This is a genomic window from Lentzea sp. NPDC060358 (assembly GCF_042725365.1).
Lineage (GTDB): Bacteria > Actinomycetota > Actinomycetes > Mycobacteriales > Pseudonocardiaceae > Lentzea.
On the sequence record NZ_JBHXCW010000057.1, the window covers coordinates 14,445 to 37,894 of the forward strand.

General features: G+C 72.2%; 21 protein-coding genes and 1 riboswitch. Of the genes, 8 read left to right on the top strand and 13 right to left on the bottom strand.

The features are described 5' to 3' along the window. Nucleotide 1: 1 nt before the first annotated feature. The 7 genes from ACFWGZ_RS14985 to ACFWGZ_RS15015 form a co-directional block, all read right to left on the bottom strand. A complete protein-coding gene (locus ACFWGZ_RS14985; RefSeq protein ID WP_382452062.1) occupies nt 2-823 on the bottom strand; it encodes a hypothetical protein in 822 nt (273 codons plus the stop codon). Then, nucleotides 823-1,866 (bottom strand): cobalt-precorrin-4/precorrin-4 C(11)-methyltransferase, encoded by a 1,044-nt coding sequence (locus ACFWGZ_RS14990; RefSeq protein ID WP_382452063.1) that lies wholly within the window; start codon nt 1,864-1,866, stop codon nt 823-825. Before ACFWGZ_RS14990 ends, ACFWGZ_RS14985 begins: the two co-directional genes overlap by 1 nt. Nucleotides 1,867-1,899: 33 nt before the next feature. Continuing rightward, nucleotides 1,900-3,276 carry a cobyrinate a,c-diamide synthase gene (locus ACFWGZ_RS14995; protein ID WP_382452064.1) on the bottom strand — a complete coding sequence of 459 codons (1,377 nt, stop codon included), beginning with the start codon at nt 3,274-3,276 and terminating at the stop codon, nt 1,900-1,902. Then, nucleotides 3,273-3,887 carry a cob(I)yrinic acid a,c-diamide adenosyltransferase gene (cobO, locus tag ACFWGZ_RS15000; protein ID WP_382452065.1) on the bottom strand — a complete coding sequence of 205 codons (615 nt, stop codon included), beginning with the start codon at nt 3,885-3,887 and terminating at the stop codon, nt 3,273-3,275. Before cobO ends, ACFWGZ_RS14995 begins: the two co-directional genes overlap by 4 nt. Before the next feature lie 10 nt (nt 3,888-3,897). Beyond that, nucleotides 3,898-5,814 carry a putative cobaltochelatase gene (locus tag ACFWGZ_RS15005; protein ID WP_382452066.1) on the bottom strand — a complete coding sequence of 639 codons (1,917 nt, stop codon included), beginning with the start codon at nt 5,812-5,814 and terminating at the stop codon, nt 3,898-3,900. A gap of 37 nt (nt 5,815-5,851) precedes the next feature. Next, nucleotides 5,852-5,987: riboswitch (cobalamin riboswitch) on the bottom strand. Between the two features lie 31 nt (nt 5,988-6,018). Next, complete coding sequence (locus ACFWGZ_RS15010) at nt 6,019-6,939, bottom strand: threonine aldolase family protein (protein ID WP_382452067.1); 921 nt, start codon at nt 6,937-6,939, stop codon at nt 6,019-6,021. 61 nt (nt 6,940-7,000) lie between these two features. Then, nucleotides 7,001-8,062, bottom strand: a complete 1,062-nt coding sequence (locus ACFWGZ_RS15015; RefSeq protein ID WP_382452068.1) for a hypothetical protein — start codon at nt 8,060-8,062, stop codon at nt 7,001-7,003. A 37-nt stretch (nt 8,063-8,099) separates the two neighbouring features. On the opposite strand from ACFWGZ_RS15015, the gene ACFWGZ_RS15020 reads away from it, so the two are divergent. Then, the gene (locus ACFWGZ_RS15020; protein ID WP_382452069.1) at nt 8,100-9,299 is read left to right on the top strand and encodes an 8-amino-7-oxononanoate synthase; all 1,200 of its coding nucleotides are present in this window, start codon (nt 8,100-8,102) and stop codon (nt 9,297-9,299) included. On the opposite strand, the gene ACFWGZ_RS15025 is transcribed toward ACFWGZ_RS15020, so the two are convergent. Both ACFWGZ_RS15025 and ACFWGZ_RS15030 read right to left on the bottom strand, forming a co-directional pair. Next, a complete protein-coding gene (locus ACFWGZ_RS15025) occupies nt 9,253-9,711 on the bottom strand; it encodes a GNAT family N-acetyltransferase (RefSeq protein WP_382452070.1) in 459 nt (152 codons plus the stop codon). The genes ACFWGZ_RS15020 and ACFWGZ_RS15025 overlap by 47 nt on opposite strands. Before the next feature lie 13 nt (nt 9,712-9,724). Continuing rightward, nucleotides 9,725-10,459: a serine protease gene (locus ACFWGZ_RS15030; RefSeq protein ID WP_382452071.1), complete on the bottom strand. Its 735-nt coding sequence runs from the start codon at nt 10,457-10,459 to the stop codon at nt 9,725-9,727. A 148-nt stretch (nt 10,460-10,607) separates the two neighbouring features. Here ACFWGZ_RS15030 and ACFWGZ_RS15035 point away from each other — a divergent pair, with 148 nt between their 5' ends. Beyond that, complete coding sequence (locus ACFWGZ_RS15035; protein WP_382452072.1) at nt 10,608-11,216, top strand: LysE family translocator; 609 nt, start codon at nt 10,608-10,610, stop codon at nt 11,214-11,216. Here ACFWGZ_RS15035 and ACFWGZ_RS15040 read toward each other — a convergent pair. The 3 genes from ACFWGZ_RS15040 to ACFWGZ_RS15050 are packed head-to-tail and all read right to left on the bottom strand — an operon-like array spanning nt 11,188 to nt 13,499. Further along, nucleotides 11,188-11,658: a GNAT family N-acetyltransferase gene (locus tag ACFWGZ_RS15040; protein WP_382452073.1), complete on the bottom strand. Its 471-nt coding sequence runs from the start codon at nt 11,656-11,658 to the stop codon at nt 11,188-11,190. The two genes, ACFWGZ_RS15035 and ACFWGZ_RS15040, sit on opposite strands and share 29 nt — an antisense overlap. A 35-nt stretch (nt 11,659-11,693) precedes the next feature. Beyond that, a complete protein-coding gene (locus ACFWGZ_RS15045; protein ID WP_382452074.1) occupies nt 11,694-12,464 on the bottom strand; it encodes a S1 family peptidase in 771 nt (256 codons plus the stop codon). A 15-nt stretch (nt 12,465-12,479) separates the two neighbouring features. Then, on the bottom strand, nt 12,480-13,499 hold the full coding sequence (locus tag ACFWGZ_RS15050; protein WP_382452075.1) for a M48 family metallopeptidase: 1,020 nt from the start codon (nt 13,497-13,499) through the stop codon (nt 12,480-12,482). 69 nt (nt 13,500-13,568) lie between these two features. Here ACFWGZ_RS15050 and ACFWGZ_RS15055 point away from each other — a divergent pair, with 69 nt between their 5' ends. From ACFWGZ_RS15055 to ACFWGZ_RS15075, 5 genes are all read left to right on the top strand, one after another. After that, entirely contained in the window at nt 13,569-14,465 is an 897-nt protein-coding gene (locus ACFWGZ_RS15055; RefSeq protein WP_382452076.1) for an alpha/beta hydrolase, read from the top strand. A 34-nt stretch (nt 14,466-14,499) separates the two neighbouring features. Further along, nucleotides 14,500-16,374: an ABC transporter ATP-binding protein gene (locus tag ACFWGZ_RS15060; RefSeq protein ID WP_382452077.1), complete on the top strand. Its 1,875-nt coding sequence runs from the start codon at nt 14,500-14,502 to the stop codon at nt 16,372-16,374. Continuing rightward, nucleotides 16,371-17,003: a CatB-related O-acetyltransferase gene (locus ACFWGZ_RS15065; RefSeq protein ID WP_382452078.1), complete on the top strand. Its 633-nt coding sequence runs from the start codon at nt 16,371-16,373 to the stop codon at nt 17,001-17,003. The genes ACFWGZ_RS15060 and ACFWGZ_RS15065 overlap by 4 nt, the downstream gene beginning before the upstream one ends. A gap of 106 nt (nt 17,004-17,109) precedes the next feature. Continuing rightward, nucleotides 17,110-18,990, top strand: a complete 1,881-nt coding sequence (locus ACFWGZ_RS15070) for a patatin (protein ID WP_382452079.1) — start codon at nt 17,110-17,112, stop codon at nt 18,988-18,990. A 122-nt stretch (nt 18,991-19,112) separates the two neighbouring features. After that, the gene (locus ACFWGZ_RS15075; RefSeq protein ID WP_382452080.1) at nt 19,113-20,141 is read left to right on the top strand and encodes a hypothetical protein; all 1,029 of its coding nucleotides are present in this window, start codon (nt 19,113-19,115) and stop codon (nt 20,139-20,141) included. Here the strand turns inward: ACFWGZ_RS15075 and ACFWGZ_RS15080 are convergent. After that, nucleotides 20,114-20,908: an SAM-dependent methyltransferase gene (locus tag ACFWGZ_RS15080; RefSeq protein WP_382452082.1), complete on the bottom strand. Its 795-nt coding sequence runs from the start codon at nt 20,906-20,908 to the stop codon at nt 20,114-20,116. The genes ACFWGZ_RS15075 and ACFWGZ_RS15080 overlap by 28 nt on opposite strands. A 164-nt stretch (nt 20,909-21,072) precedes the next feature. On the opposite strand from ACFWGZ_RS15080, the gene lon reads away from it, so the two are divergent. Continuing rightward, the gene (lon, locus tag ACFWGZ_RS15085; RefSeq protein WP_382452081.1) at nt 21,073-23,421 is read left to right on the top strand and encodes an endopeptidase La; all 2,349 of its coding nucleotides are present in this window, start codon (nt 21,073-21,075) and stop codon (nt 23,419-23,421) included. Nucleotides 23,422-23,450 lie beyond the last annotated feature (29 nt).

Here is a 23,450-nt window from a genome sequence, read left to right on the forward strand (position 1 = left end):
CTCACTTCTTGGTACCCCACAGCACCGTCACCGGAACGGCCGGTGCGAAGCCGGAGTCGAGCAGGCGCGACGCCGTCCAGTGCACGCCCTCCACCTCGTACCCGGCGGCCCGCAGCGCCTCCCGCGCGGGCACGATCTCGTCCACGCCCTCGGTCACGACGACCACGCGCTTCGCCGACACCGCCGCGCTCGCCCTGACCGCGGCCAGGTCGCCGCGGCCGACGAACACGGCGTCAGGGCGGGGCAGCGCGGAGGTGTCCAGCTCGGACTCCTCGACGCGGACGTCGACGCCGTGCGCGGAGGCGTTCGCGATGATCCGCACGCACTGCACGGGATCGGGCTCGACCGCGATCACCGCGGCGCCCAGCCGGGCGCACTCCACGCCGACCGCGCCGGACCCGGCCAGCACGTCCCACACCAGCACGCCGGGACGCGGGGCGAGCCGGGCCAGCACGACCGCGCGGACCTCGGCGCCGAGCACGTGCGTGCGGCTGCCGAACGCGTCCTCCGGCAGCGCCCAGCCGTCGTTCGAGCGCAGGAACTCGGTGTCCGCCAGGCACAGCACCGCGTCGGGCGCGCTCCAGCGCCGGGTCACCGCGTCCCGCGGGTCCACGGTGGTCAGCTCGCCGCCGTCCGACACGACCAGCGTGCGGCGCCAGCCCGCCACACCCGCGCCGATCTCGGCGGGACCGGTGCCCTCGGTCAGCCGCACGACCACGGCGGACCGCGCGCGGCACAGGTTCAGCGCGGGACGCAGCCCGTCCGCGGCGTCGACGACCTCGACCGGACGGCCCGCCGCCTCCCGCAGGGCTTCGACGGACATCAGTTGCCGGCGGTGCGCTTGTGGGGCTTGCGGGACCCCGGCTTCTTCTTCTGGGCCGACGTCGAGGCGTGGACCGTCGACGGCTTCGGCATCTCGGCCGCGACCACGGTGAGCTTCGGCTTGGGAGCGGGCTCCTCGGCGGGCCTGCGCACGGACTGCTGTATTTCCTCGACCGCCGTCCACGCCGGGTTGGGCTCCGAGACGGCGGCGGCGGGCGCGGGGGTGGGCGCCGGGATCGGCTCGTCCGTGCGCGTCGCGATGCGCGAGGCGGCCCGGCGCGACCAGCGGGTGGGACGGGCGGCGCGGATCGGTTCGTCGACCGAGGTGGTGGCGGAGGTCGAGACGCGGCGCGTGGGCGCCTTCACCGCGGCGCCCACGAGGAACAGCGCGGGGCGGTAGAGCTTGTGCTGCTTCACGACGGACTCGAGCTCGCCCACCGTGGTGTGCACGACGACCTCGTCGGCCTGGCTCACCTTGTACGCCACCACGACCGGCGTCTCGTCCGCGTAGCCGCCCTCCCGCAGCTTCTCCGCGAACTGCTCTACGCGCGCACCCGAGACAGTGGCGGCCATCGTGGTCTGCAGCGCGGCGAACTCGCGGACCAGCTCGCTGCTCTCCGGCGAGATCAGCACGGCCGACGACGCCTCGGCCGAGGTGATCTCGCGGCCGATCTTCGCGGCGGCCGCGGCCACGACCGACACCCCCGGAACGACCTCGACGTCCAGGCCCAGGCGCACGCACAGGTCGTGCTGCTCCTGCACGCCACCGCCGGTCGCGGCGTCGCCCGCGTGCAGGCGCACGACCGTCTGGCGGGACGCGGCGGCACGGCGGTACAGGTCGGTGATCTCCTCCTGCGCCACGCGGGAGAAGTCGACCAGGTCGGCCCCGGCGCGGGCGTGCTCGCGGACGCACTCGGCGTCGATCGCGCTGGGAGCCCAGATGACGACGTCGGCTTCCGCGATGCGGCGCGCGCCGCGGAGGGTGATGAGGTCGGCGGCACCGGGACCGGCGCCGACGAAGGAGACCCGACCGGTCGTCGTCACGACAGCTCCACAGGGGGTTGGGGAGGGGGAGGCTTAGACGATGACCGTACCGCCTGCCGATCCGGCCACGAACGGGTGGCAGGCCCGCACGAAACGGGCCACCGCCTCCGGGTCGCCGGCCGGGTGGGTGTGGAGGTACGACGCGTGCACGCCCCCCGTCACGAACCCCTCGGCGACGGGTCGCGAGTCGACTCCGCGCCAGTGCCACGCGGGTGGTGTCGAGTGCGGTGCGGACAGCTGGGTGCGGTGGAACTCGTGGCCGGTCACGCGGCTCCCGGGCGCGTGCAGCGGCGATCCCGCCGACGCGACGGCGTCGCGATAGCCCAGCGTGAGCTTCGGCGTCATGTACCCCTCGGCGTCGAGCACGCCGCACATCGGGTAGCCGTCGAGCGACTTCGCCAGGTACAGCAACCCACCGCACTCCGCGTGCACCGGCGCACCCGATCGAGCGAACCGGGCGATGGAGTCGCGCAACGCGGCGTTGCCCGACAACGCTTCCGCGTGCTGCTCCGGGAATCCGCCCGGCAGCACGAGGCCGGCGGTGCCCTCGGGCAGTCTCTCGTCGTTGAGCGGGTCGACGACGGCCACGGCCGCGCCGGCCGCCTCCAGCACCTCGGCGTGTTCCGCGTAGCCGAACGTGAACGCCGCTCCCCCGGCCACCGCGACCAAAGGTTCCCCGCCGACGCGCTCCACCTCGGGCTGCCAGGCGGCGACGGCCGCCGACGGCACCGAACGGGCGAGCCTGCGCACCGCGTCGAGGTCGACGTGCTTGGCCACGGCGGCGGCGATCGCGTCGACCGCGGCGACGGCCTCCGGCCCGTGCTCGGCCGCCGTCACGAGCCCCAGGTGCCGCGAGGGCAGGGAGAACTCCGGATCGCGCGGCAGCACGCCGAGCACGTCGAGGCCCACCTCGTCGCACGCGGACCGCAGCACCTGCTCGTGCCGCTCCGACCCGACCTGGTTGAGGATCACGCCGCCGAGCCGGACCGTCGGGTCGTAGCCGCGGAACCCGTGCAGCAGCGCGGCGAGCGACCGGCTCTGCCCGCGTGCGTCCACCACGAACAGCACGGGTGCGTTGATCAGCTTGGCGACGTGCGCGGTCGAGCCGATGCCCGCGGTGTCGACCCGCCCGTCGAACAGGCCCATCACGCCCTCGACGATCGCGATGTCGCACCCCTTGGCGCCGTGCGCGAAGAGGCCGGGGATGCGCTGCTCGCCGACCATGACCGGGTCGAGGTTGCGGCCGGGGCGCCGCGTGGCGAGCGAGTGGTAACCGGGATCGATGTAGTCGGGGCCGACCTTGAACGGCGCGACCCGCGACCCGGCGCGGCGCAGCGCGGCCATCAGTCCCGTCGCGACGGTGGTCTTGCCACTGCCCGAGGCGGGGGCGGCGACGACCAGCCGGTTCACCACTCGATCCCCCGCTGGCCCTTCTGCCCGGCGTCCATCGGGTGCTTGACCTTCGTCATCTCCACCACGAGGTCGGCCGCGTCGGCCAGCCGCTGCGGCGCGTACCGGCCCGTGATGACGACGTGCTGGTGGCCGGGGCGGTTCGTCAGCACGTCGACGACCTCGTCCACGTCGATCCAGCCCCAGTGCAGCGGGTAGGTGAACTCGTCGAGCACGTAGAGGCCGTGGCGCTCCGACCGGATGCGCCGGGCGATCTCCGCCCAGCCCTCGCGGGCGGCCGAGGCGTGGTCGTCCTCGGTGCCCTGCTTGCGGGTCCAGGACCAGCCCTCGCCCATCTTGTGCCACTCGACGGCGCCGCCCTCGCCGGTCTCGTCGTGCAGCCGGCCGAGCGCCTTGAACGCGGACTCCTCGCCCACCTTCCACTTGGCGGACTTCACGAACTGGAACACGCCGATGTCCCAGCCCTGGTTCCAGCCGCGCAGCGCGAGGCCGAACGCCGAGGTCGACTTCCCCTTCATCTCGCCGGTGTGCAGCATCAGCAGCGGCCGGTTGCGGCGCTGGCGGGTGGTCAGGCCGTCCTTCGGGACCTCGACCGGTTGTCCTTGCGGCATCGGGTTCTCCTCACGCTGCCCGGACGACGCCGGCGAGGTGGTCGGCGCTGAGCTGGTCGAGCCGGACGCAGGTGCCCCGCAGGGCCTCGGCGATCTTCTGGGCGAGGCCGAGCCGGACGTGGCCCTGCTCGCAGTCCACGACCACGACGGCGGTCTGCTCGAGCAGGCCGGCGGCCTTGAGCGCGTCCTTCGACGGATCGCCGCCCAGTCCCGACGAGGTGGCGCGGCCGTCGGTCAGCAGCACCACCAGCGGGCGCTTGCGCGGGTCGCGGAGCCGTTCGACCTCCAGCACCCGGTGGGCCTTGAGCAGGCCGTCCGCCAGCGGGGTGCGGCCGCCCGTGCGCATCTTCCTCAAGCGCGTGGCCGCGGCGTCGACGGACGTGGTCGGCGGGAGCGCGACCTCGGCCTGGCTGCCGCGGAACGTGACGACACCGACCTTGTCGCGGCGCTGGTAGGCGTCGCGCAGCAACGAGACCACGGCGCCGCTGACGGCCGACATCCGCTTCTGCGCCGCCATCGAGCCCGAGGCGTCGACGACGAACAGGACGAGGTTGGACTCCTTGCCCTCCCGGACCGCCTTGCGCAGGTCGGCGCCGGTCAGCAGCAGCCCGGGACCGCTGCGGCCGCGCGCGGCCTGGTGCGGTGCGGCGGTCGCGAGGGTGTCGACGAGGTGCAGCCCGCCGCCGTCCACCGTGGACGAACGGACGACCCGGCCGGTGCGGGCACGGGCCCGGGACCGCTTGCCGGGCGCGCCCTCGCCGACCCCGGGCACCTCCAGCACCCGCGCCTTGAACGCGGGCGCGGGTTCCGGTGCCGGGCGGTCGTTCGGCGCGTTCCCGTTGCGCTGCGGCCGGTCCTGGGGAGCGTCCTGCGGTTCGGGCAGCTCACCGCCGCCGGGGCCGTCGTCGTCGGGACCGTCGTCCGGGTCCCCCGCGTGCTCGGCGGCCTCGCGCATGGCGTCCTCGAGCTGCTGCTCCTCGATGCCGGGCTCGTCGAACGGGTCGCGGCGGCGCCGGTGCGGCAGGGCGAGCCGGACCGCGGCCTCGACGTCGGACTCCTCGACCTCCGCGGCACCGCGCCACGCCGCGTGGGCGGTGGCGGCACGGGCGACCACGAGGTCCGCGCGCATGCCGTCGACCTCGAAGGCGGCGCAGACGGCGGCGATCCGGCGCAGCTCACCGTCCGGGAGGGACACCTCCGGCAGCTTCTCCTTGGCCTCGGCGATGCGCTGCCGCAGCGCCGCGTCCTCGGCCTCCCACCGCGCGGCGAACGCGACGGGGTCGGCCTCGTAGGCGAGCCGGCGCCGGATGACCTCGGTGCGCACGGCCACGTCCCGCGCGGCCTTCACCGACACCGTGAGCCCGAACCGGTCGAGCAGCTGCGGCCGCAGCTCCCCCTCCTCCGGGTTCATGGTGCCGACCAGCAGGAACTGCGACGGGTGCGAGATCGACACGCCTTCGCGCTCGACGTGCGCGCGGCCCATCGCGGCGGCGTCGAGCAGCAGGTCGACCAGGTGGTCGTGCAGCAGGTTGACCTCGTCGACGTAGAGCACGCCCCGGTGCGCCGCGGCCAGCAGGCCGGGCTGGAACGCCCGCACGCCCTCGGTCAGCGCCTTCTCCAGGTCGAGCGAGCCGACGAGCCGGTCCTCGGTGGCGCCGACCGGCAGCTCGACGAGCTTCGCCGGACGGCGCTCGGCGCCCTCGTGCGGCGCGTCGGGGCAGTCGGCCGACCCCGGGACGCAGCCGAACCGGCAGTGCGCCGAGACGTCCAGCTCCGGCAGCAGCGCGGCGAGGGCGCGCACGATCGTCGACTTCGCGGTCCCCTTCTCACCGCGGACGAGAACGCCGCCGATGCCGGGGTGCACGGCGTTCAGCAGCAGGGCCAGCCGGAGGTCGTCGTGTCCGACGACAGCCGAAAAGGGGAACATGCGCGTGCGGTCCTTCCTCGGGTGTCCACGCCCGTGGCCGGTCGAATAAGAGGGGGACGAGTTCCTGACTCCCGGTTCTTCCGCACCGGTCACAGTCGCGGGACGGCGCCGGATTCCCACCGGCTTCCTCGCGCTCCCCTCACAGCCCCGGCATCGTCGCACCTCGCACCCGTGCGACCAACAGCCAGGTGAGCGACATCGCCCTCAGAGCAGGCTCCGGAACTGCTCCCAGGCCGCCGTGACCTCGTCCGCCGTCCACTCCAGCGCGGGCCCGGCGATCGTGATCTCCGTCTTCGCGAGCGTCCCGGCCGGCCAGAACGACCCGAGGAACTTCCCGCTCAGCTCGGTCAGCCGGGCGGGGTCGCCGGGCAGGTGCAGCGCGAACTGGTGGGTGTGCGGCTCGGGCAGCCCCATCGCGGCCGCCACGACCTTGGCGTGCTCGACGTACGAGCCGAGCTTCGGCAGCACGGTGTCGAGACCGTGCAGGGCGGACAGGGCGGCCGGCCACTGCTGGAACAGCGTGCCGCCGTAGCGGTGCCGCCAGACCCGCGCCTGGTCGACGAAGTCCTGCGAACCCGCGAGTGCGGCACCGGAGATGCCCTCCAGCGACTTGTAGAACGACACGTAGACCGAGTCGAACAGGCCGGCGACCTCCGGCAGCGGCTTGCCCAGGCCGTGCGTGCTCTCCCACAGCCGGGCGCCGTCGAGGTGCACGACCGCGTCCCGTTCGCGCGCGAGGTCCACCAGCGACGTCAGCTCGTCCCAGGTCGGCAGGACGAAGCCGGCCTCGCGGTCGGGCACCTCCAGCAGCAGCGTCCCGTACGGCTCCGGGCAGGTGCCGACGTCGGCGTCGCGGACCTTGACCGGCCGCAGACCGGACAACGCGGTGAGCGCGTCGTCCTCGTGGTGCAGCGGGTGGGCCTGCGGGTGCATCGCGACGATCGGGTTGTGGGTGCGGTCGGCCCAGCACCTGAGCGCGATCTGCTGCGCCATCGTGCCCGTCGGCACGAACAGCGCCGCCTCGGTGCCGAGCAGCTGGGCCACGCGGGCTTCCAGGGCTCCCACCGGGCCGCCGTCGCCGTACCGGTCGGGGTCGACGTCCGGCACCGGGCCGAGCGATTCCAACAGGGTCTTCTTGTGGACACCCGAGAGTTGGCGGTTCATCACCACCGCATCCAACATCAGGTCAACGACTCACGGCCACCGACTTCGGCGCCCGGAACGACAGCAGGTGCAGCCATTCCGGCTCCGGACCAGCGAGTTCCAGCGAAGGCTCGCGAGAGGCCACTGTTCGCAACGTCACGGCCGCCTCCAGCCGGGCCAGGCCCGCCCCGAGGCAGAAGTGCCGCCCGTACCCGAACGCGAGGTGGCGCGGGTCGGTCTCCCTGCCGCTCAACAACAACACGAGCTCCGCACCGGCCGGAACGCGCACACCGGACAGAACGACCTCACGCGCGGTCAACCGGCGCCACGTCACCACGGGCGTCTCGGTCCGCAGCACGTCCTCCACGAACGCCTCGGCCACACCGGGCAACGGCAGTCGCGCCCACACCGCGCGGTCCTGCAACGCGCGGCGCAACGCCGTGGACAGCAGCTGGGTCGTCGTCTCCTGGCCGGCGATCAGCAGGAAGTAGCAGAGACCGGCGGAGTCCTCAGCGGACACACCCGCGTCGGCCAGCGCGCGGAACAGCTCGCCGTCGCGCGCGTGGTAGCGCTTGACCAGCCACTGGTGGAACTCGCCGACGTCGTCGACCAGCTCCAGCTGCCGCTCCGGCGACAGCGAGCCCCAGAAGAACTCCAGCGACCCCGAGCTCCACCGCTTGAGCGTCGGGATGTCGACGTTCTCCAGCCCGAGCAGGTCCATCAGCACGATCGCGGGCAGGTCCCACGCGAGCGAGCGCACGAGATCTGCGCCACCCAGCCGTTCCAGGACCAGGGCGCGGATGCGAGGCTCCGCTGCGGCGACGCGGGCCGGCGTGAAGAACGACGCCACCAGCTTCCGCAGCCGGGCGTGCGACGACGAGCTGTTGTTCGCCAGCGTCGGCGGCAGCGAGAAGCGGGCTCTCACCAGGGCGCGCAACGCGGCGGGCGCGACCGGCGTGACGGCGGTCAGCGCGTTGTCGGGCAGGAACGTGGCCGGGTCCGCCAGCACGGCGCGCACGTCGTCGTGGCCGGACACCACCCAGCGGCCGTCGAGGAACTGCACCGGCGAGGTGAGTTCGGCGCGCGTGAAGGTGAACAGGTCCACGAGCCGCACGCTAGTGGGCGGATGGGAGACTCAGGCGGTGACCGTGAGCACAACCGAGGAAGTGTCCACCGGCGGTGAGGCGACGTTCGACTGGATCGACGTCCGTTCCGAAGCGCGCGCCAAGGCGGGCCTGACCCGCCGTGTGCGGCCCCGCAAGGCGGACTCGACCGATCTCGACCTCGCCAGCAACGACTACCTCGGGCTCGCGAAGGACAAGCGCGTCGCCGGTGCCGCGGCCGCCGCCACGCTCAAGTGGGGTGCGGGCTCGACGGGGTCGCGCCTGGTGACCGGGTCTACGGAGCTGCACAACGAGCTGGAGTTCGAGCTCGCGAACTTCTGCGGCGCGCAGTCGGCGCTGGTGTTCAGCAGCGGCTACCTGGCGAACCTCGGCGCGGTCGCGGCGCTGTCGGGTCCCGGCACGGCCATCGTCGCCGACCAGCACATCCACGCGTCGCTGATCGACGGGACGCGGCTGTCGAAGGCCGACGTCGTCGTGGCGGACCACTGCGACGTCCGCAAGGTCCGGCACGCCCTGGAGACCCGCGGCAAGCGCCGCGCGATCGTCGTGACGGACTCGGTGTTCAGCGTCGACGGCGACATCGCGCCCTTGACCGAGCTGCACGAGGCCTGCCGCGCGACCGGCGCCGGCCTGGTGGTCGACGACGCGCACGGGCTCGGCGTCGTCGGGCCGGGAGGACGCGGCGCGGTCGCCGAGGCGGGCCTGATCAAGGCGCCGGACGTCGTCACCACGCTGACGCTCAGCAAGTCGCTCGGGTCCCAGGGCGGCGCGGTGCTCGGCCCGAGCCGCGTGATCAAGCACCTCGTCGACACCGCCCGCACCTTCACCTTCGACACCGGTCTCGCGCCCAGCAGCGCGGCGGCGGCCCTCGCGGCGATCAAGATCCTGCGCGAGGAACCGGACCGCGCCGAACGCGCGCTGACGGTCGCGCACGACCTGAGCCACCGCCTGAAGGAGGCCGGTTTCCAGGTCAGCACGCCGACGGCCGCCGTCGTCAGCGTGCGGGCGCCGGGCCCGGAGCAGGCGCTGCGGTGGGCGGAGGCCTGCCGCGCGAGCGGCGTGGTCGTCGGCTGCTTCCGGCCGCCGTCGGTGCCCGACCAGGTCAGCAGGCTGCGGCTCACCGCGCGCGCCGACCTGACCGAGGCCGACGTCGAGCGCGCGGTGCGCGTGATCAGGGAGTGCGCCGCATCCGCAGGTGTGGAATCCCGTCCTCGATGAACTCCTCGCCCTCGGCCTCGAAACCGAAGGACGCGTAGAACGCCGACACGTAGGTCTGCGCGTCCAGCACGCACGGCGCGTTGCCCACGTCGGCGAGCGCGGCCTGCATGAGCCGGCGGCTGAAGCCGCGGCCGCGGGCCATGCGCGCGGTGGCGACGCGGCCGACGCGGAACGTCCCGCCGGGTTCCTCGAGCAGCCGCAGGTACGCGAGCGGTTCGGGCGAGGAGTCCGCCTCCAGCCAGAAGTGCCGTGTGCCCTGCTCGAGGTCCCGGCCGTCGACGTCGCAGTAGACGCAGTTCTGCTCGACGACGAACACGTCCTGGCGCAGCCGCAGGATCGCGTAGAGCTGGCCGGGGCTCAGGTCGAGGCCCCACTGCCGCCGCAGCGTGGCGGGAAACGGTGTGGTTCGCACCGGTCCTTGGATATCAGAAGCCGAGAACCGGCCGGTAGTGAGCGAGCCTGGTGTAGACGCCCGGTTCGTCGGCCCGCGCGCACCCCCGGCCGAACGACACGACGCCCGCGAGCCTGCCGCGCACGACGAGCGGCCCGCCCGAGTCGCCGGTGCACGCGTCCCGGCCGCCCCGCCCGGCGCACAGCATCGCGCCCGGCCGGTAGTCCGGCTCCTTCCGCGCGCACTCCCGGTCGGACAGGACGGGCACGGTCACCTTGCGCAGCGTCATCGACGGCGCCGAGTTCTCGGCGGTGCGCCCGTACCCGAGCACGACCCCGTCGTCGTCGGCCTCGCCGAGCGGGATCGACCGGTACGGCAGCGTGCTGGCCAGCGTCAGCACCGCGACGTCGTCGCCCCGGGTGACCTCGCGGTAGTCGGGGTGGCGCCACACGCCCGCGACCGGGGCGTCGAGGCCCTCGTTCTTCACCCGCAGGTCGGTGCGGCCCGCGACCACGCGCAGCTGCTGCGGCAGCCGCTGGTCGCCGCCGATGACGCCCTTGTTCGTGACGCAGTGCGCGGCGGTCACGACCTTGTCCGGGGCGACGAGCGCGCCGCCGCAGATGAGCTGGCCGTCCGCGGTGGTGATCGCCACAACCCACGGGGTGTCCGCCACCTGGGCGGGTGTCCCCCCGACGATCGCATCGGCCGTAGACCCGCCGCTGACCAGCGCGATCGCCGCCGCCAGCACGGCAATTCGCTTACCCCTCACGGACCACTCCTCGTTGCGCCAGGTGGACGATCGGTCACCAACGGTAGCGATCGCGCTAGGACGGCGTCAAAACCGGAGATTCTCGTGTTACTGTCGCATCAGACCGGAGATTCTGCGGTCAGTGTTTAAGATCACGGGGGTATGTACGGTGTTGTTCGACTTCGGCCAGGTTCCGGCCTTCCTCATCGCGTGCGCGGTCGTCATCGTGACCCCCGGTGTCGACGCGTTCCTGCTGCTGCGCACATCGCTGCGCTCCGGCACCCGCGCCGGGCTGCTCGCGCTGGGCGGCATCCACTCGGCCGCGGCCGTGCAGGTCGCGCTGGTGATCTCGGGCCTCGGCGTGGTGCTCGCGCGGTACCCGGTGGTGCTCACGGCGCTGCGCTGGGTCGGCGCCGCCTACCTGCTCTACCTCGCGGTTTCCATCACGCGGGGCCTGCTGCGGCGTTCCGGCGGCGAGCAGGAGGAGGTCATGAGCGACCGGCCGTTCCGGCAGGGCTTCCTGACCAACATCACGAACCCGAAGATGATCCTGTTCTCGCTGGCGTTCCTGCCGCAGTTCATCGGATCGGGTGAACCGGCGCCTCAGCTCACGATGCTCGCCGTCGTCTTCCTCGGCCTCGCCGCGGTGTGGGAGCTGATGATCGTGCTGGCCGCCTCGCGGGTGGCCGGCCGGCTCAAGCGGCCCGGCGTCACGACGGCGCTGGACGCGGTGTGCGCGGCCGTGTTCCTCACGATGTCCGTCGGTCTCGTGGTCTGACCCGCAGCCGCGGCAGCACCCGGCCGGGGATGGACCCCGACGGCGTCTCGCCGATCCGCTCGGCGCCCATCCGCAGGTAGAAGCCCTCGGCGAACGGCTCCGCGTCGATGTCGAGGTGCTCGAACCCGGCCGCGTCCGCCGCGGCGAGCGCGTGCTCCCAGAGCACCCGGCCGAGCCCGGTGCCGATCCGGTCCGGCCGCAGCCACAGGTTGTCCAGCTCACCGTGCGGGGGCACGCCGGCGAGACCGTAGAAGCCCGTCACCTCGCCGTCCAGCACGGCGACCACGAGGTGCCGTGCCGCCACGTCGCCGGCGTGGAAGGTCAGCTCCTCGCGGACCGACGCGAGGAACGCCTCGTCGTAGCCCCAGTGCGCCTTGGCGCCGAGCGCCAGGGCGCTCAGCAGACCCGCTTCGTCCGGCCTGGCCCGCCGCAGTGTCACCACGCGGACCAGGCTCGCACGTCCGGCCGGGGCCCGTCCTACGGTTCGACGGGCGCGGGCTCGTCGACCACGGCGTGGAGGTCCTTCGCGTAGCGGGAGACCCGGACGTAGACGCCGGGCTTGCCCTTGCGCGCGCAGCCCTCGCCCCACGACGTGATGCCGACGAGCTTGCCGCCCGCGACGATCGGGCCGCCGGAGTCGCCCTGGCAGGTGTCGACCTTGCCGCCCTCGTAGCCCGCGCAGAACATGTCGGCCCGCACGAACTGCGGGTAGGACTCGACGCAGTAGTCGTCCGGCAGCACCGGCACCGTGGCCTGCAGCAGGTAGCGCGAGGTCCGGCCGTTCTCGACGGTGCGGCCCCAGCCGAGGGCGCGCAGCTCCGTGCCGGGCTGGTAGAGCGCCCGGTCGGTGAGCTCGGCGAACGGCAGCGGCGTGTAGGGCAGCGGCTCGCGCAGCGTGAGGACGGCGACGTCCTCGCCCTGGTCGGCGGAGGCGTACAGCCGGTGGATCCACACGGACGCGGGCGTCACCGAGACGCCCGAACCGTCGTCCGTCTTGTCCTCGCGGCCGGCCACGACGCGCAGCTCCCGCGCCGAGCGCCCCTGCGCGCAGTGCGCGGCCGTGAGCACCTTCGCCGGCGCGACGAGCGTGCCGCCGCAGAACTGGTTGCCGTAGGCGTCGGTCAGGAAGACGACCCACGGGTTGGCCTCGATGGAGGCGCGTCGGCCGCCGACGACTTGCACGTCGGCGGCGGCGACACCGGATGAACCCAGCAGTGCGCAGAGGACAAGCACCAGGAGTCGTCTCATGACTCCAGATGGTAGCTACTCCGCTGCGCCGTTCGGAGCAACCTTGCTCCACATCCTGCCCGCGGCGCCCATGACCGTCTCGCCGATGTCGTTGATGGTCTTGATCAACGGGTCGGCGGAGTTGCTCATGGAGTCCCGGTACGACCGGGCCGCACCCCTGATGTCGTCGGTGAGGTTGTTCGTCGGGTGGTCGTCCTCGCGGCGCGCGTAGGAGCCGGTGAGGATCGTGCGGTACTCCTCGCTCGCGGCCCACCGCTGCAACTCGGCGGCGCGGACCACGGCGAGCGGGTGCGTGCGGTGCTCGTTGTCCATGAGCTTGAGGACGCTGTCGCGGATGTCCTCGCCCTCGTACTCCTTGGCCTGCTCCAGGAACGACGCGATGTCGACCTGGTCGCCCACGTCGCCCGCGAGCGCGAGGTGCACGCGCAGCGCGGCCCGCGGGTCCTGACCCGCGAGCAGGCCCGCCCGGTCGCCGGACAGCTCGGTCTTGCGCTGCCACTCGTAGAGCGCCGCGATGACGCCCCGCACGGCCAGCGCGCCGGCCGCGTTCCAGCCCAGCGCACCCCGCAGGCCGATCAGGCGTTCGAGGATCGTGTTGTAGAGGGCGTGGCCGGACATCGCGTGGCCCATCTCGTGGCCGATGACCCAGCGCAGCTGCTCCCGGTCGAACCTCTCGACCAGCGCGGAGTTCAGCACGATGAACGGCTTGTCGATGCCGCGCGTCCCCGCGTTGAGCACCGGGGAGTGCCGCACGAACAGCTCGGGCACCTCCGCCAGGTCGAACGCCGCCGCGATCTCGTTCTGCAGCCGGTGCAGGTCCGGGTACTGCTTCGGGCCCACGCGCACCGAGGAGGCGATCTGGACCAGGCGCTCGCCGCGTTCGGAGAACGCCCCGGCGACCGCCTTCACGATCGGCGCCACGGCCGGCACCGCGCGCAGCACCGCGAGGGCGCCCCGGTCGGCCGGGTGTTCGTAGGCGCGCGGGCTGATCCCCGGGAAGCGGACCCTGGATGACTGTTCGATGTCCCCCGTCATGTCCCCAGGTTAGACACGATCCGGACAAGGCTGCAGGGAATCCGCTCGGGACCGTTGCAAACTTGCGCGGTGAGCAGCGACGAAGACACCACCGTTCTGCCGTTGCGCGGCGGAGCGTCAGCCACCCTGGTCCGCCGCCGTGCCGCGGCGAACGACCGGGGCGCGATCCTCTACGTGCACGGGTTCGCGGACTACTTCTTCCAGGAGCACGTGGCCGAGCACTACACGGCCCAGGGCTACGACTTCTACGCCGTCGACCTGCGCGGGTACGGCCGCTCGCTGCGCGACGGCGAGGTGCCCAACTACACGACCGACATCGAGGTGTACTTCGAGGAGATCGACGCCGCGGTCGCGAAGGTCCGCGAGGAGCACACGCGAGTCGTGCTGATGGGGCACTCGACCGGCGGACTCACGACCTCGTTGTGGGCACACGAACGGCGGGCGGGTGAGCTCATCGACGCGTTGGTGCTCAACAGCCCGTGGCTCGACGTCGTCGAACCGCCGTTCATGCGGCAGGTCGTGAAGCTGGTCGGGCGCGTCGCGCCCAAGGCGAAGATCCGCGCGAACCTCGGCGAGGCCTACGGCGCGGCGATCCACAGTTCGCGCAACGGCGAGTGGGACTTCGACCTGCGGTGGAAGCCGCTCGCCGGGTTCCCCGTGCTGGCGGGGTGGATCCGCGCGGTCCTCGTCGCGCAGGAGAAGGTCCACAGGGGACTCGACGTGCGGGTGCCCGTGCTGGTGCTGCACTCCGACAAGAGCATGCTGAACGCCCGCGAGTGGAGCGAGGACGTCTCGAAGGCCGACGCGGTGCTCGACGTCGAGGGCATGCGGAAGTGGGGCCCGAAGATCGGGCCGTCGGTGAAGGTCGTGGAGATCAAGGCGGGCATGCACGACCTGTTCCTGTCGCCGGAACCGGTGCGGGCGGCGGCGCTGGCCGAGGTCGACGAGTTCCTGAAATCGGCTTGACCTCCTGATAGGTCGAAGTTCGAGACTGGTCGTCATGAACATCGACTTCAACGCCTGGTACGCGCTCGAAAGCGCCATGCAGGACGAGGAGAGCCGTCGCGTGAGCCGGGCGACGTTGAAGCGTGTCGCCCGGTTCGCCCGCCCGCAGCGGCGGGCGGTGTCCGCGTTGCTCGCCACGAGCGCCGTGGCCGCCGTGCTGGCCGTGGCGTCGCCGGTGCTGGCCGGCCGGGTCGTGGACACCCTCATCGGCGGGCGGGACTTCGGCCTGGTGGTGTGGCTCGCGCTGGCGATCGCCGGCGTGGCGGTGCTGGAGGCCGGGTTCTCGCTGGCGGAGCGCTGGCAGTCGGCGCGCGTCGGCGAGGACCTCATCCTGCGGCTGCGGCAGGCCGTCTTCGACCACGTGCAGCGGATGCCGGTCGCGTTCTTCACCCGCACCCGCACGGGCGCGCTGGTCTCGCGGCTCAACAACGACGTGATCGCGGCGCAGCGGGCGTTCTCCGAGACGATCTCCGGCGTGGTCACGAACGTGATCGCGCTGATCCTCACGCTGATCGTGATGCTGACGCTGTCGTGGCAGGTCACGGTGCTCGCGATGGTGCTGCTGCCGATCTTCCTGATCCCGGCGCGGCGGATGGGCAAGCGCTTGGCGTCGATGCACCGCGAGGCGGCGAACCTCGACTCCGCGATGACCACGCAGATGACCGAGCGGTTCTCGGCGCCGGGCGCGACGCTGATCAAGCTGTTCGGCAGGCCCGCGATCGAGAGCGCCGAGTTCGGGGCGCGGGCGCGGCGGGTGCGCGACATCGGCGTGCGGACGGCGGTGGCGCAGTGGCTGTTCCTCGTGGCGTTGACGCTCGTGTCGTCGTTGGCGCTGGCGCTGGTCTACGGCCTGGGCGGCTGGTTCGTGTTCGCCGGGCAGATGGAACCGGGCACGATCGTGACGCTGGCGCTGCTGCTGACGCGCTTGTACGCGCCGCTGACGGCGTTGGCGGGTGCGCGGGTGGACGTGATGACGGCGCTGGTGTCGTTCGAGCGGGTCTTCGAGGTGCTGGACCTGCCGCCGCTGATCGAGGAGAAGGAGTCGCCGGTCGCCGTGCCGGAGGGCCCGGTGTCGGTCGAGTTCGCCGACGTGCGGTTCGCCTACCCGTCGGCCGACAAGGTGTCGCTCGCGTCCCTGGAGGAGGTCGCGGCCCTCGACACCCGCGGCGGCGAGGAGGTGCTGGGCGGCGTGTCGTTCGTCGCCGAGCCCGGTTCGCTGGTCGCGCTGGTCGGCTCGTCGGGCGCGGGCAAGTCGACGATCGCGTCGCTGCTGCCCCGCCTCTACGACGCGGACTCCGGGGCCGTGCGCCTGGCCGGCGTGGACGTGCGCGACCTGTCGTTCGACTCGATCCGCGAGACCGTGGGCATGGTGACGCAGGACGGGCACCTGTTCCACGAGTCGATCGGCGCCAACCTGCGGCTGGCCGCCCCCGCGGCCACCGAGGAGGAGATCTGGGACGCGCTGCGGCGGGCCCGCCTGGCCGACCTCGTGGCGTCGCTGCCCGACCGGCTCGACACCGTCGTGGGCGAACGCGGCTACCGGCTGTCCGGCGGTGAGCGCCAGCGCCTGACCATCGCGCGCCTGCTGCTCGCGAAGCCGCGCGTGGTGATCCTGGACGAGGCGACCGCGCACCTGGACTCGCGTTCGGAGGCGGCGGTGCAGGAGGCCCTGGTGGAGGCGCTCGCGGGCCGCACCTCGGTGGTGATCGCGCACCGGTTGTCGACCATCCGCGCCGCCGACCAGATCCTCGTCGTCGACCACGGGCAGGTCGTCGAGCGTGGTACGCATGAGTCGTTGCTGGCCCTGGAGGGCCACTACGCCGAGTTGTACCGCACGCAGTTCAGCGAAGAGCCGATCGGAGCGCCGTGACCATCCCCTCGCCCGACAACCTCTACCCGTTGCCCGACATCGCCCGCACGGTGCTCCTCAAGCCGTTGGTGAAGAACCCGCAGATCGAGGTCGGCGAGTACACCTACTACGACGACCCGTTCCACGCCGAGGAGTTCGAGCACCGCAACGTGCTCTACAACTTCGGCGAGGAAAAGCTGGTCATCGGCCGTTACTGCGCGTTGGCCGAAGGCGTGCGGTTCATCATGGCCGGCGCCAACCACCGCACGGACGGCGTGTCGACGTTCCCGTTCACGATCTTCGGCGGCGCGTGGGGCGAGAAGACGCTCGACATCGCACTCGGCGCGCCCAGCCGCGGCGACACGGTGGTCGGCAACGACGTGTGGATCGGCTACCAGGCGATGATCATGCCGGGGGTGCGCATCGGCAACGGCGCGATCATCGCGTCGGGGTCGGTGGTGGTGTCGGACGTGCCGGCCTACGGGGTCGTCGGCGGCAACCCCGCCCGGCTGCTGAAGAAGCGGTACCCCGACGACGAGATCGCGCTGCTGGAGCGGGTCGCGTGGTGGGACTGGCCGGTGGAGAAGGTGACGGAGCACGTCCGCGTGATCATGGCGGGAACGCCCGCGGAACTGGCGGAGCTCGCGTGAAGGCGCTGCCGGTCACCGCCCCCGCCGGGGAGCGGACTCCCACCCGCCCGAGGGCGTCCGGGTGAACTTTCCCGGCGCCTCACATGGCCCGCGCGATCATGAACGCATGGAGTACGACCGCTACTGCGACCTGACCATGCGCGGAGGCACGACCAGCGGTGTCGTGTACCCGCTGGCAGTCGCGTCGCTGGCGCGCCACTACGAGTTCAAGCAGATCGGCGGCGCGTCGGCGGGGGCGATCGCCGCGGCGTTCACCGCGGCCGCCGAACGCGGCCGGGCGACCGGTGGGTTCGGCAAGCTCGCCGGGCTGATCGACTGGTTCACCTCCGGCGAGGGCGCCGAGCGGTGGCGGATGGCGCAGCTGTTCCAGCCCGCCCAGAAGACGCGTGCGCTGTACCGGATCGTCGTCGCGACCATGCAGAAGCGGGAGACGACGGGCCGCAGTGCGATCTCGTGCCTGTTCTTCGCGCTGCTCGGCGCCGTGGGGTGGCGGGCCAAGGCCGTGCTCGGGCTGATGGCGCTGCTATGGCTGGACGGCCCGGTCCTGTGGTCGGCGCTGCTGGCGCCGTCGGCGTACGCGACCTGGCTCGGGGTGCTGGTGGTCGTGCTGGCCGTGACCTGTCTGGCGACCGTGCTGTGGCCGTTGCGGTCGAGCCTGCCGTGGGCCGTGTGGGTCGGCGCGGCCCTGCCGCTGGTGCTGGGGCTGGTGTTCGCCCGGCACTACGCGACGGCGGCGGTCGTGCTGCTGGTGTGGCTGGTGCTGTCGCTGGCGGCGGTCAGCGCGCTGATCGTGACCTACGCGTACGCGATGCAGAAGTTCCTGCGGGACAACGCCCGGTCCATCCACTTCGGACTGGTGCCGGGCACGGGCGACTTCACGCCGTCGTGGCTCGACCGGCTGGCGGGCGTGCCGAAGTCGACCGGCGTGCCGCCGCTGGCCGACTGGATCGCGGACCGCCTCGACGCGCTGGCGGGCACGGACGAGGCGCTGACGTTCGGCGACCTCGGCGACATCAACCTGGTGCTGATGACGACCGACGTGTCCGAGGGGCGGCCGTACCGGTTGCCGTTCAAGGAGAACTGGCAGTACTGCGAGGAGTGCCTCGGCTACGTCCTGCCGGGCCGGGTGGTCGAGCAGCTGAACGGCGCCGCCACGGACGCGAAGTGCCCGCTGCACGACCACATGCCGCTGCGCGACCTGCCGCCGCGCGAGAACCTGCCGGTGGTGCTGGCCGTGCGGATGTCGCTGTCGTTCCCCGGCCTGATCGCCGCCGTGCCGCTGTGCCGGGACGGGCGCGTGCACTGGTTCTCCGACGGCGGCATCACCAGCAACTTCCCGATCCACTTCTTCGACGCGCTGCTGCCGCGCTGGCCCACGTTCGGCCTGAGCCTGCAGCCCTACCCGAACGGCGACACGAACGAGGTGTGGCTGCCGGAGCAGGACGCGTCGACCTCCGGCACGCGCTACGCGTCGATCGGCTCCATGCCCCGCTTCCTGCTGTCCATCCTGGACACGTTCCTCGACTGGCGCGACACCATGCAGTCGGCGCTGCCCGGCTACCGCGGCCGCATCGCGCACGTCCGCCAGTCCGACGACGAGGGCGGCTCGAACCTGTTCATGCCACCCGCCACGATCCGCCGCCTCGCGCTGCGCGGCCAGCACGCGGGCGACCTGCTGCGCGAACGGTTCCAGCAGCAGCACAACACCGACCGCTACCGCTGGATCCGGCTGCGCATGGCGCTGCGCGAGTACCAGGAGCTCGGCACCCAGGCCGCCGGCCGCGAGGCGCTCTACGACGAGCTGCTCGACCGGTTCGAGATCCCGGCGGAGCTGCACGAGTGGTTCCGCACCCCGCCCGCCGACGGCGACCCGTTCCGCGCGGACGTCGAGGTGGCGCTCGACCACGTGGGGCGGCTGAAGGACGACGGCCCGTTCGACGGTGCTCCCCCGGTGGACCCGGATTTGCGGCTGACGCCGCCGGAGTAGCCGCGCTACCCTGGGCCCGTGACGCGATTTAGCCACCCCCGACCTGCGTGGGTGGCGCGCGCCTGAACCTTCCCGTCGGTCGGGGGACTCCGCACCCACCGGACCCAGAGACGGGAAACCCCGTGTACCGCACCGAAGAACTCGTGCACGCCCTGAACGTCCGCGACCTCACCGACCCCGCGCAGGGCCCGCACGCGATGCAGCTGCTCATCGCCGACCTGAAGGCCGTCCTCGACAACCCCGTCGAGGTGCGCCACCACCCGCTCGTGCCGGTGGAGCACAACTACGAGCTCCTCGGCTACCCGGCGGACGCGGTCACCCGCGAGGCCCGCTACACCAGGTACGTCAGCGAGACGTGCATGTTGCGCAGCCACACCACGGCGATGATCCCGCCGGCGCTGCGCGAGGCCGCACCGGACGTCACGCTGCTCTGCCCCGGCCTGGTCTACCGCCGCGACACCGTCGACCGCCTGCACACCGGTACGCCGCACCAGCTCGACATCTGGCGGGTGAGCACCGAGCGGGAGTCACTCGACGACCTCATCCACACCGTCGTCACCACGTTGCTGCCCGGCAGTCGTTATCGCACAACGGATGCACAGCACCCGTACACCACGGACGGCAAGCAGATCGACGTGGAGCACGAGGGCGCGTGGGTCGAGATCGCCGAATGCGGGCGGGCCGCGCGGCACGTCCTCAAGGACCATCCGCACGGACTGGCGATGGGCATGGGGCTGGACCGGGTGCTCATGCTGCGCAAGGGCATCCCGGACATCCGGCTGCTGCGCAACGGTGATCCGCGCATCGCCGGCCAGATGCTCGACCTCGACGTCTACCGCCCGATCTCACGGCACCCGGCCGCCATCCGGGACATCTCGATCATGGCGGACGAGCACGACGACGTCGAGACGCTGGGTGACCGCATCCGCGTCCTCGTACCGGAGGACGTGGTCGAGGAGATCGAGATCCTGGGTGAGACGCCCACCGCGCAACTACCGCCGCACGTCCAGGAGCGGCTGGAGGCGCTGCCCGGTCAGAAGAACGTGCTGGTGCGCGTCACGATGAGGGCGCCGGAACGCACCCTCACCGACCGCGAGACGAACGAGATCCGGGACCGCCTGCTTCAGGGCTTGCGGGCGACCGCGCCGTAGATGCCCGTGTGGTCCTCGTAGGAGTCCGGGCGCCAGTCGTTGACCGCGACGACGCCCGGCTCCAGCAGGTCCATGCCCTCGAAGAACCTGGTCACCTCGGCGTGCGTGCGCATGGTCAGCGCGTTGTCCGAGGCGTTGTAGATCTTCTTGATCTGCTCGGCCTCGGCGCGTTCCTCGTCGGAGAGGGTGTCCCACGTCGCGTGCGTGATCGCCAGGTACGAGCCGGACGGCAGGTCGGCCAGGTACTCCGCCACGGCCTCGTAGGGCTGGTCCGAGTCGGGCACGAAGTGCAGGGCGGCGATGATCAGCACGCCGACCGGGCGGGAGAAGTCGAGCACCTCGCGGGCGCCCTTGATGACCGACGAGGTCGCGCGCAGGTCGGCGAGGACGGCGCTCGCGTTCGGGTTGTCGGCGAGCAGGGCGTTGGCGTGGGAGACGGCGACCGGTTCGAAGTCGACGTAGACGACGCGGGCGTCCGGGTTGGCCTGCTGGGCGATCTCGTGGACGTTGCCCACGGTCGGGATGCCCGAGCCCAGGTCGAGGAACTGGTCGACCCCCTCGGCGACGAGGTGGCGGACGACCCTGCGCAGGAACGAGCGGTTCGCCTGCGCGCTCTGCGCCACGCCGGGGAAGTGCTGCTCCACCTGCTTGGCGGCCGCGCGGTCGGCTTCGAAGTTGTGCGAGCCGCCCAGGTAGTAGTCGTACATCCGCGCCACGCTCGGGCGGGTGACGTCGACCGTGGACGGGACCCACTTCAGCTCTTCCATCACGCCCGCATCCTCACCCGTACGCCGCACGGGTGTCCACCGCCGTGCGCTGCAACGGACATCAAGTCCGCCTATCGGGGCTGCTCGCTCACAGCGAACACGGCGGGGGAACACCACCCCGCTGAAGTTGGTTGAGCGGTACAGACTCAACTTTGGAGGACGAGATGGCCGAGACCCTGGCCCTGCCGGTACTGCCGCTGGACGACGTCGTGGTGCTGCCCGGCATGGTGGTGCCGGTCCGCATCTCCGGTGCGGACTCGAGCGCCGAGGCCCGCGCGGCGGTCGACGCCGCCACGACGGCCGCGAACCATCAGGTGCTGCTCGTCCCACGGCTCGACGGCAAGTACGCCCCGGTGGGCACGCTGGCCGAGATCGAGCAGGTCGGACGCCTGCCGGGCGGCGAACGCGCCGCCGTCGTGCGCGGCACCAAGCGCGTGCGCATCGGGACGGGCACCACGGGGCCGGGCGCGGCGCTGTGGGTGAACGCGACGATCTCGGACGAGTCCGAGATCACCGACCGCACCCGTGAGCTCGCGAAGCAGTACCGCGCGATCGTCACGAACATCCTGCAGACGCGCGGCGCGTGGCAGATGGTCGACTCGGTGCAGCAGATCACCGACCCGTCGGCGCTCGCCGACCTGGCGGGCTACGCGCCGTACCTCGACGAGAAGCAGAAGATCTGGCTGCTGGAGACCTCCGACGTCACCGAGCGGCTGGAGAAGCTCGTCGAGTGGGGCCAGGCGCACCTGACCGAGCTCGACGTCAACGAGACGATCGCGAAGGACGTCAAGGAAGGCGTCGAGAAGCAGCAGCGCGAGTTCCTGCTGCGCCAGCAGATGGCCGCGATCCGCAAGGAGCTGGCCGAGCTCGACGGCAAGCCCGCCACCGAGCAGGAGGACTACCGCGCCCGCGTGGAGGCCGCCGAGCTGCCCGAGAAGGTGCTCAAGGCCGCGATCGCGGAGGTCGACAAGCTGGAGCGCACCTCCGAGCAGTCGCCCGAGGTGGGCTGGATCCGGACGTGGCTCGACACCGTCCTCGAGATGCCGTGGAACTCCCGGACCGAGGACTCCTACGACATCAAGGCGGCGCGCGAGGTCCTCGACGCCGACCACGCCGGCCTCGACGACGTGAAGCAGCGCATCACCGAGTACCTGGCCGTGCGCAAGCGCCGTGCCGACCGCGGCATGGGCGTGGTGGGCGGGCGTCGTTCCGGCGCCGTGCTCGCACTGACGGGCCCTCCCGGCGTCGGCAAGACCTCGCTCGGCGAGTCCGTGGCACGGGCGATGGGCCGCAAGTTCGTCCGCGTGGCCCTCGGCGGCGTGCGCGACGAGGCCGAGATCCGCGGCCACCGCCGCACGTACGTCGGTGCGCTGCCGGGCCGGATCGTCCGCGCGATCAGCGAGGCCGGGTCGATGAACCCGGTCGTGCTGCTCGACGAGATCGACAAGGTCGGCTCCGACTACCGCGGCGACCCCACGGCGGCGTTGCTCGAGGTGCTCGACCCGGCGCAGAACCACACGTTCCGCGACCACTACCTGGAGGTCGAGCTCGACCTGTCGGACGTGGTGTTCCTCGCGACCGCGAACGTGCTGGAGTCGATCCCGGCGCCGCTGCTCGACCGCATGGAGCTCGTGCAGCTCGACGGCTACACCGAGGACGAGAAGGTCACGATCGCCAGTGACCACCTGCTGCCGCGCCAGATCGAACGCGCCGGGCTCACGCCCGAGGACGTCACGTTCGACAAGCCCGCCCTGCACCAGCTGGCGAGCGAGTACACCCGCGAAGCCGGTGTGCGGCAACTGGAACGGGCCCTCTCGCGCATCCTGCGCAAGGTGACCGCGAAGGTCGCGCTGGGCGAGGGCGAGCTGCCGATCACGGTCGACCAGCCGTCGCTCAAGGGCTACCTGGGCAGCCCGAAGAACACCCCGGAGTCGGCCGAGCGCACCTCGGTCCCCGGTGTGGCGACGGGCCTGGCCGTCACGGGCGTCGGTGGGGACGTGCTGTTCATCGAGGCCTCGCTGGCCCCGAAGGACACCGGTTCGACCGGCGTGACGCTGACCGGCCAGCTGGGCGACGTGATGAAGGAGTCGGCGCAGATCGCGCTGTCGTACCTGCGGTCGCACGACGAGAAGGCGGCGTCGCTGGCCGACCGGGGAGTGCACATCCACGTCCCGGCGGGCGCGGTGCCGAAGGACGGACCGTCGGCGGGCGTCACGATGACGACCGCGCTGGCCTCGCTGCTGTCCGGCCGCCCGGTGCGCTCGGACGTGGCGATGACCGGTGAGATCTCGCTGACCGGCCGCGTCCTGCCGATCGGCGGCGTGAAGCAGAAGCTGCTCGCCGCCCACCGCGCGGGCATCACGACCGTGCTGCTGCCCCAGCGCAACGAGCCGGACCTGGACGACGTGCCGGAGTCGGTGCGCGAGCAGCTGACCGTGCACTTCGTGTCGGACGTGGCGCAGGTGCTGGAGCACGCGCTGTCGAAGGAGGTCGCCGCGACCGTTGCGGCGTAACACCTCCTCTTGGAACCCCTCGTGGGGGC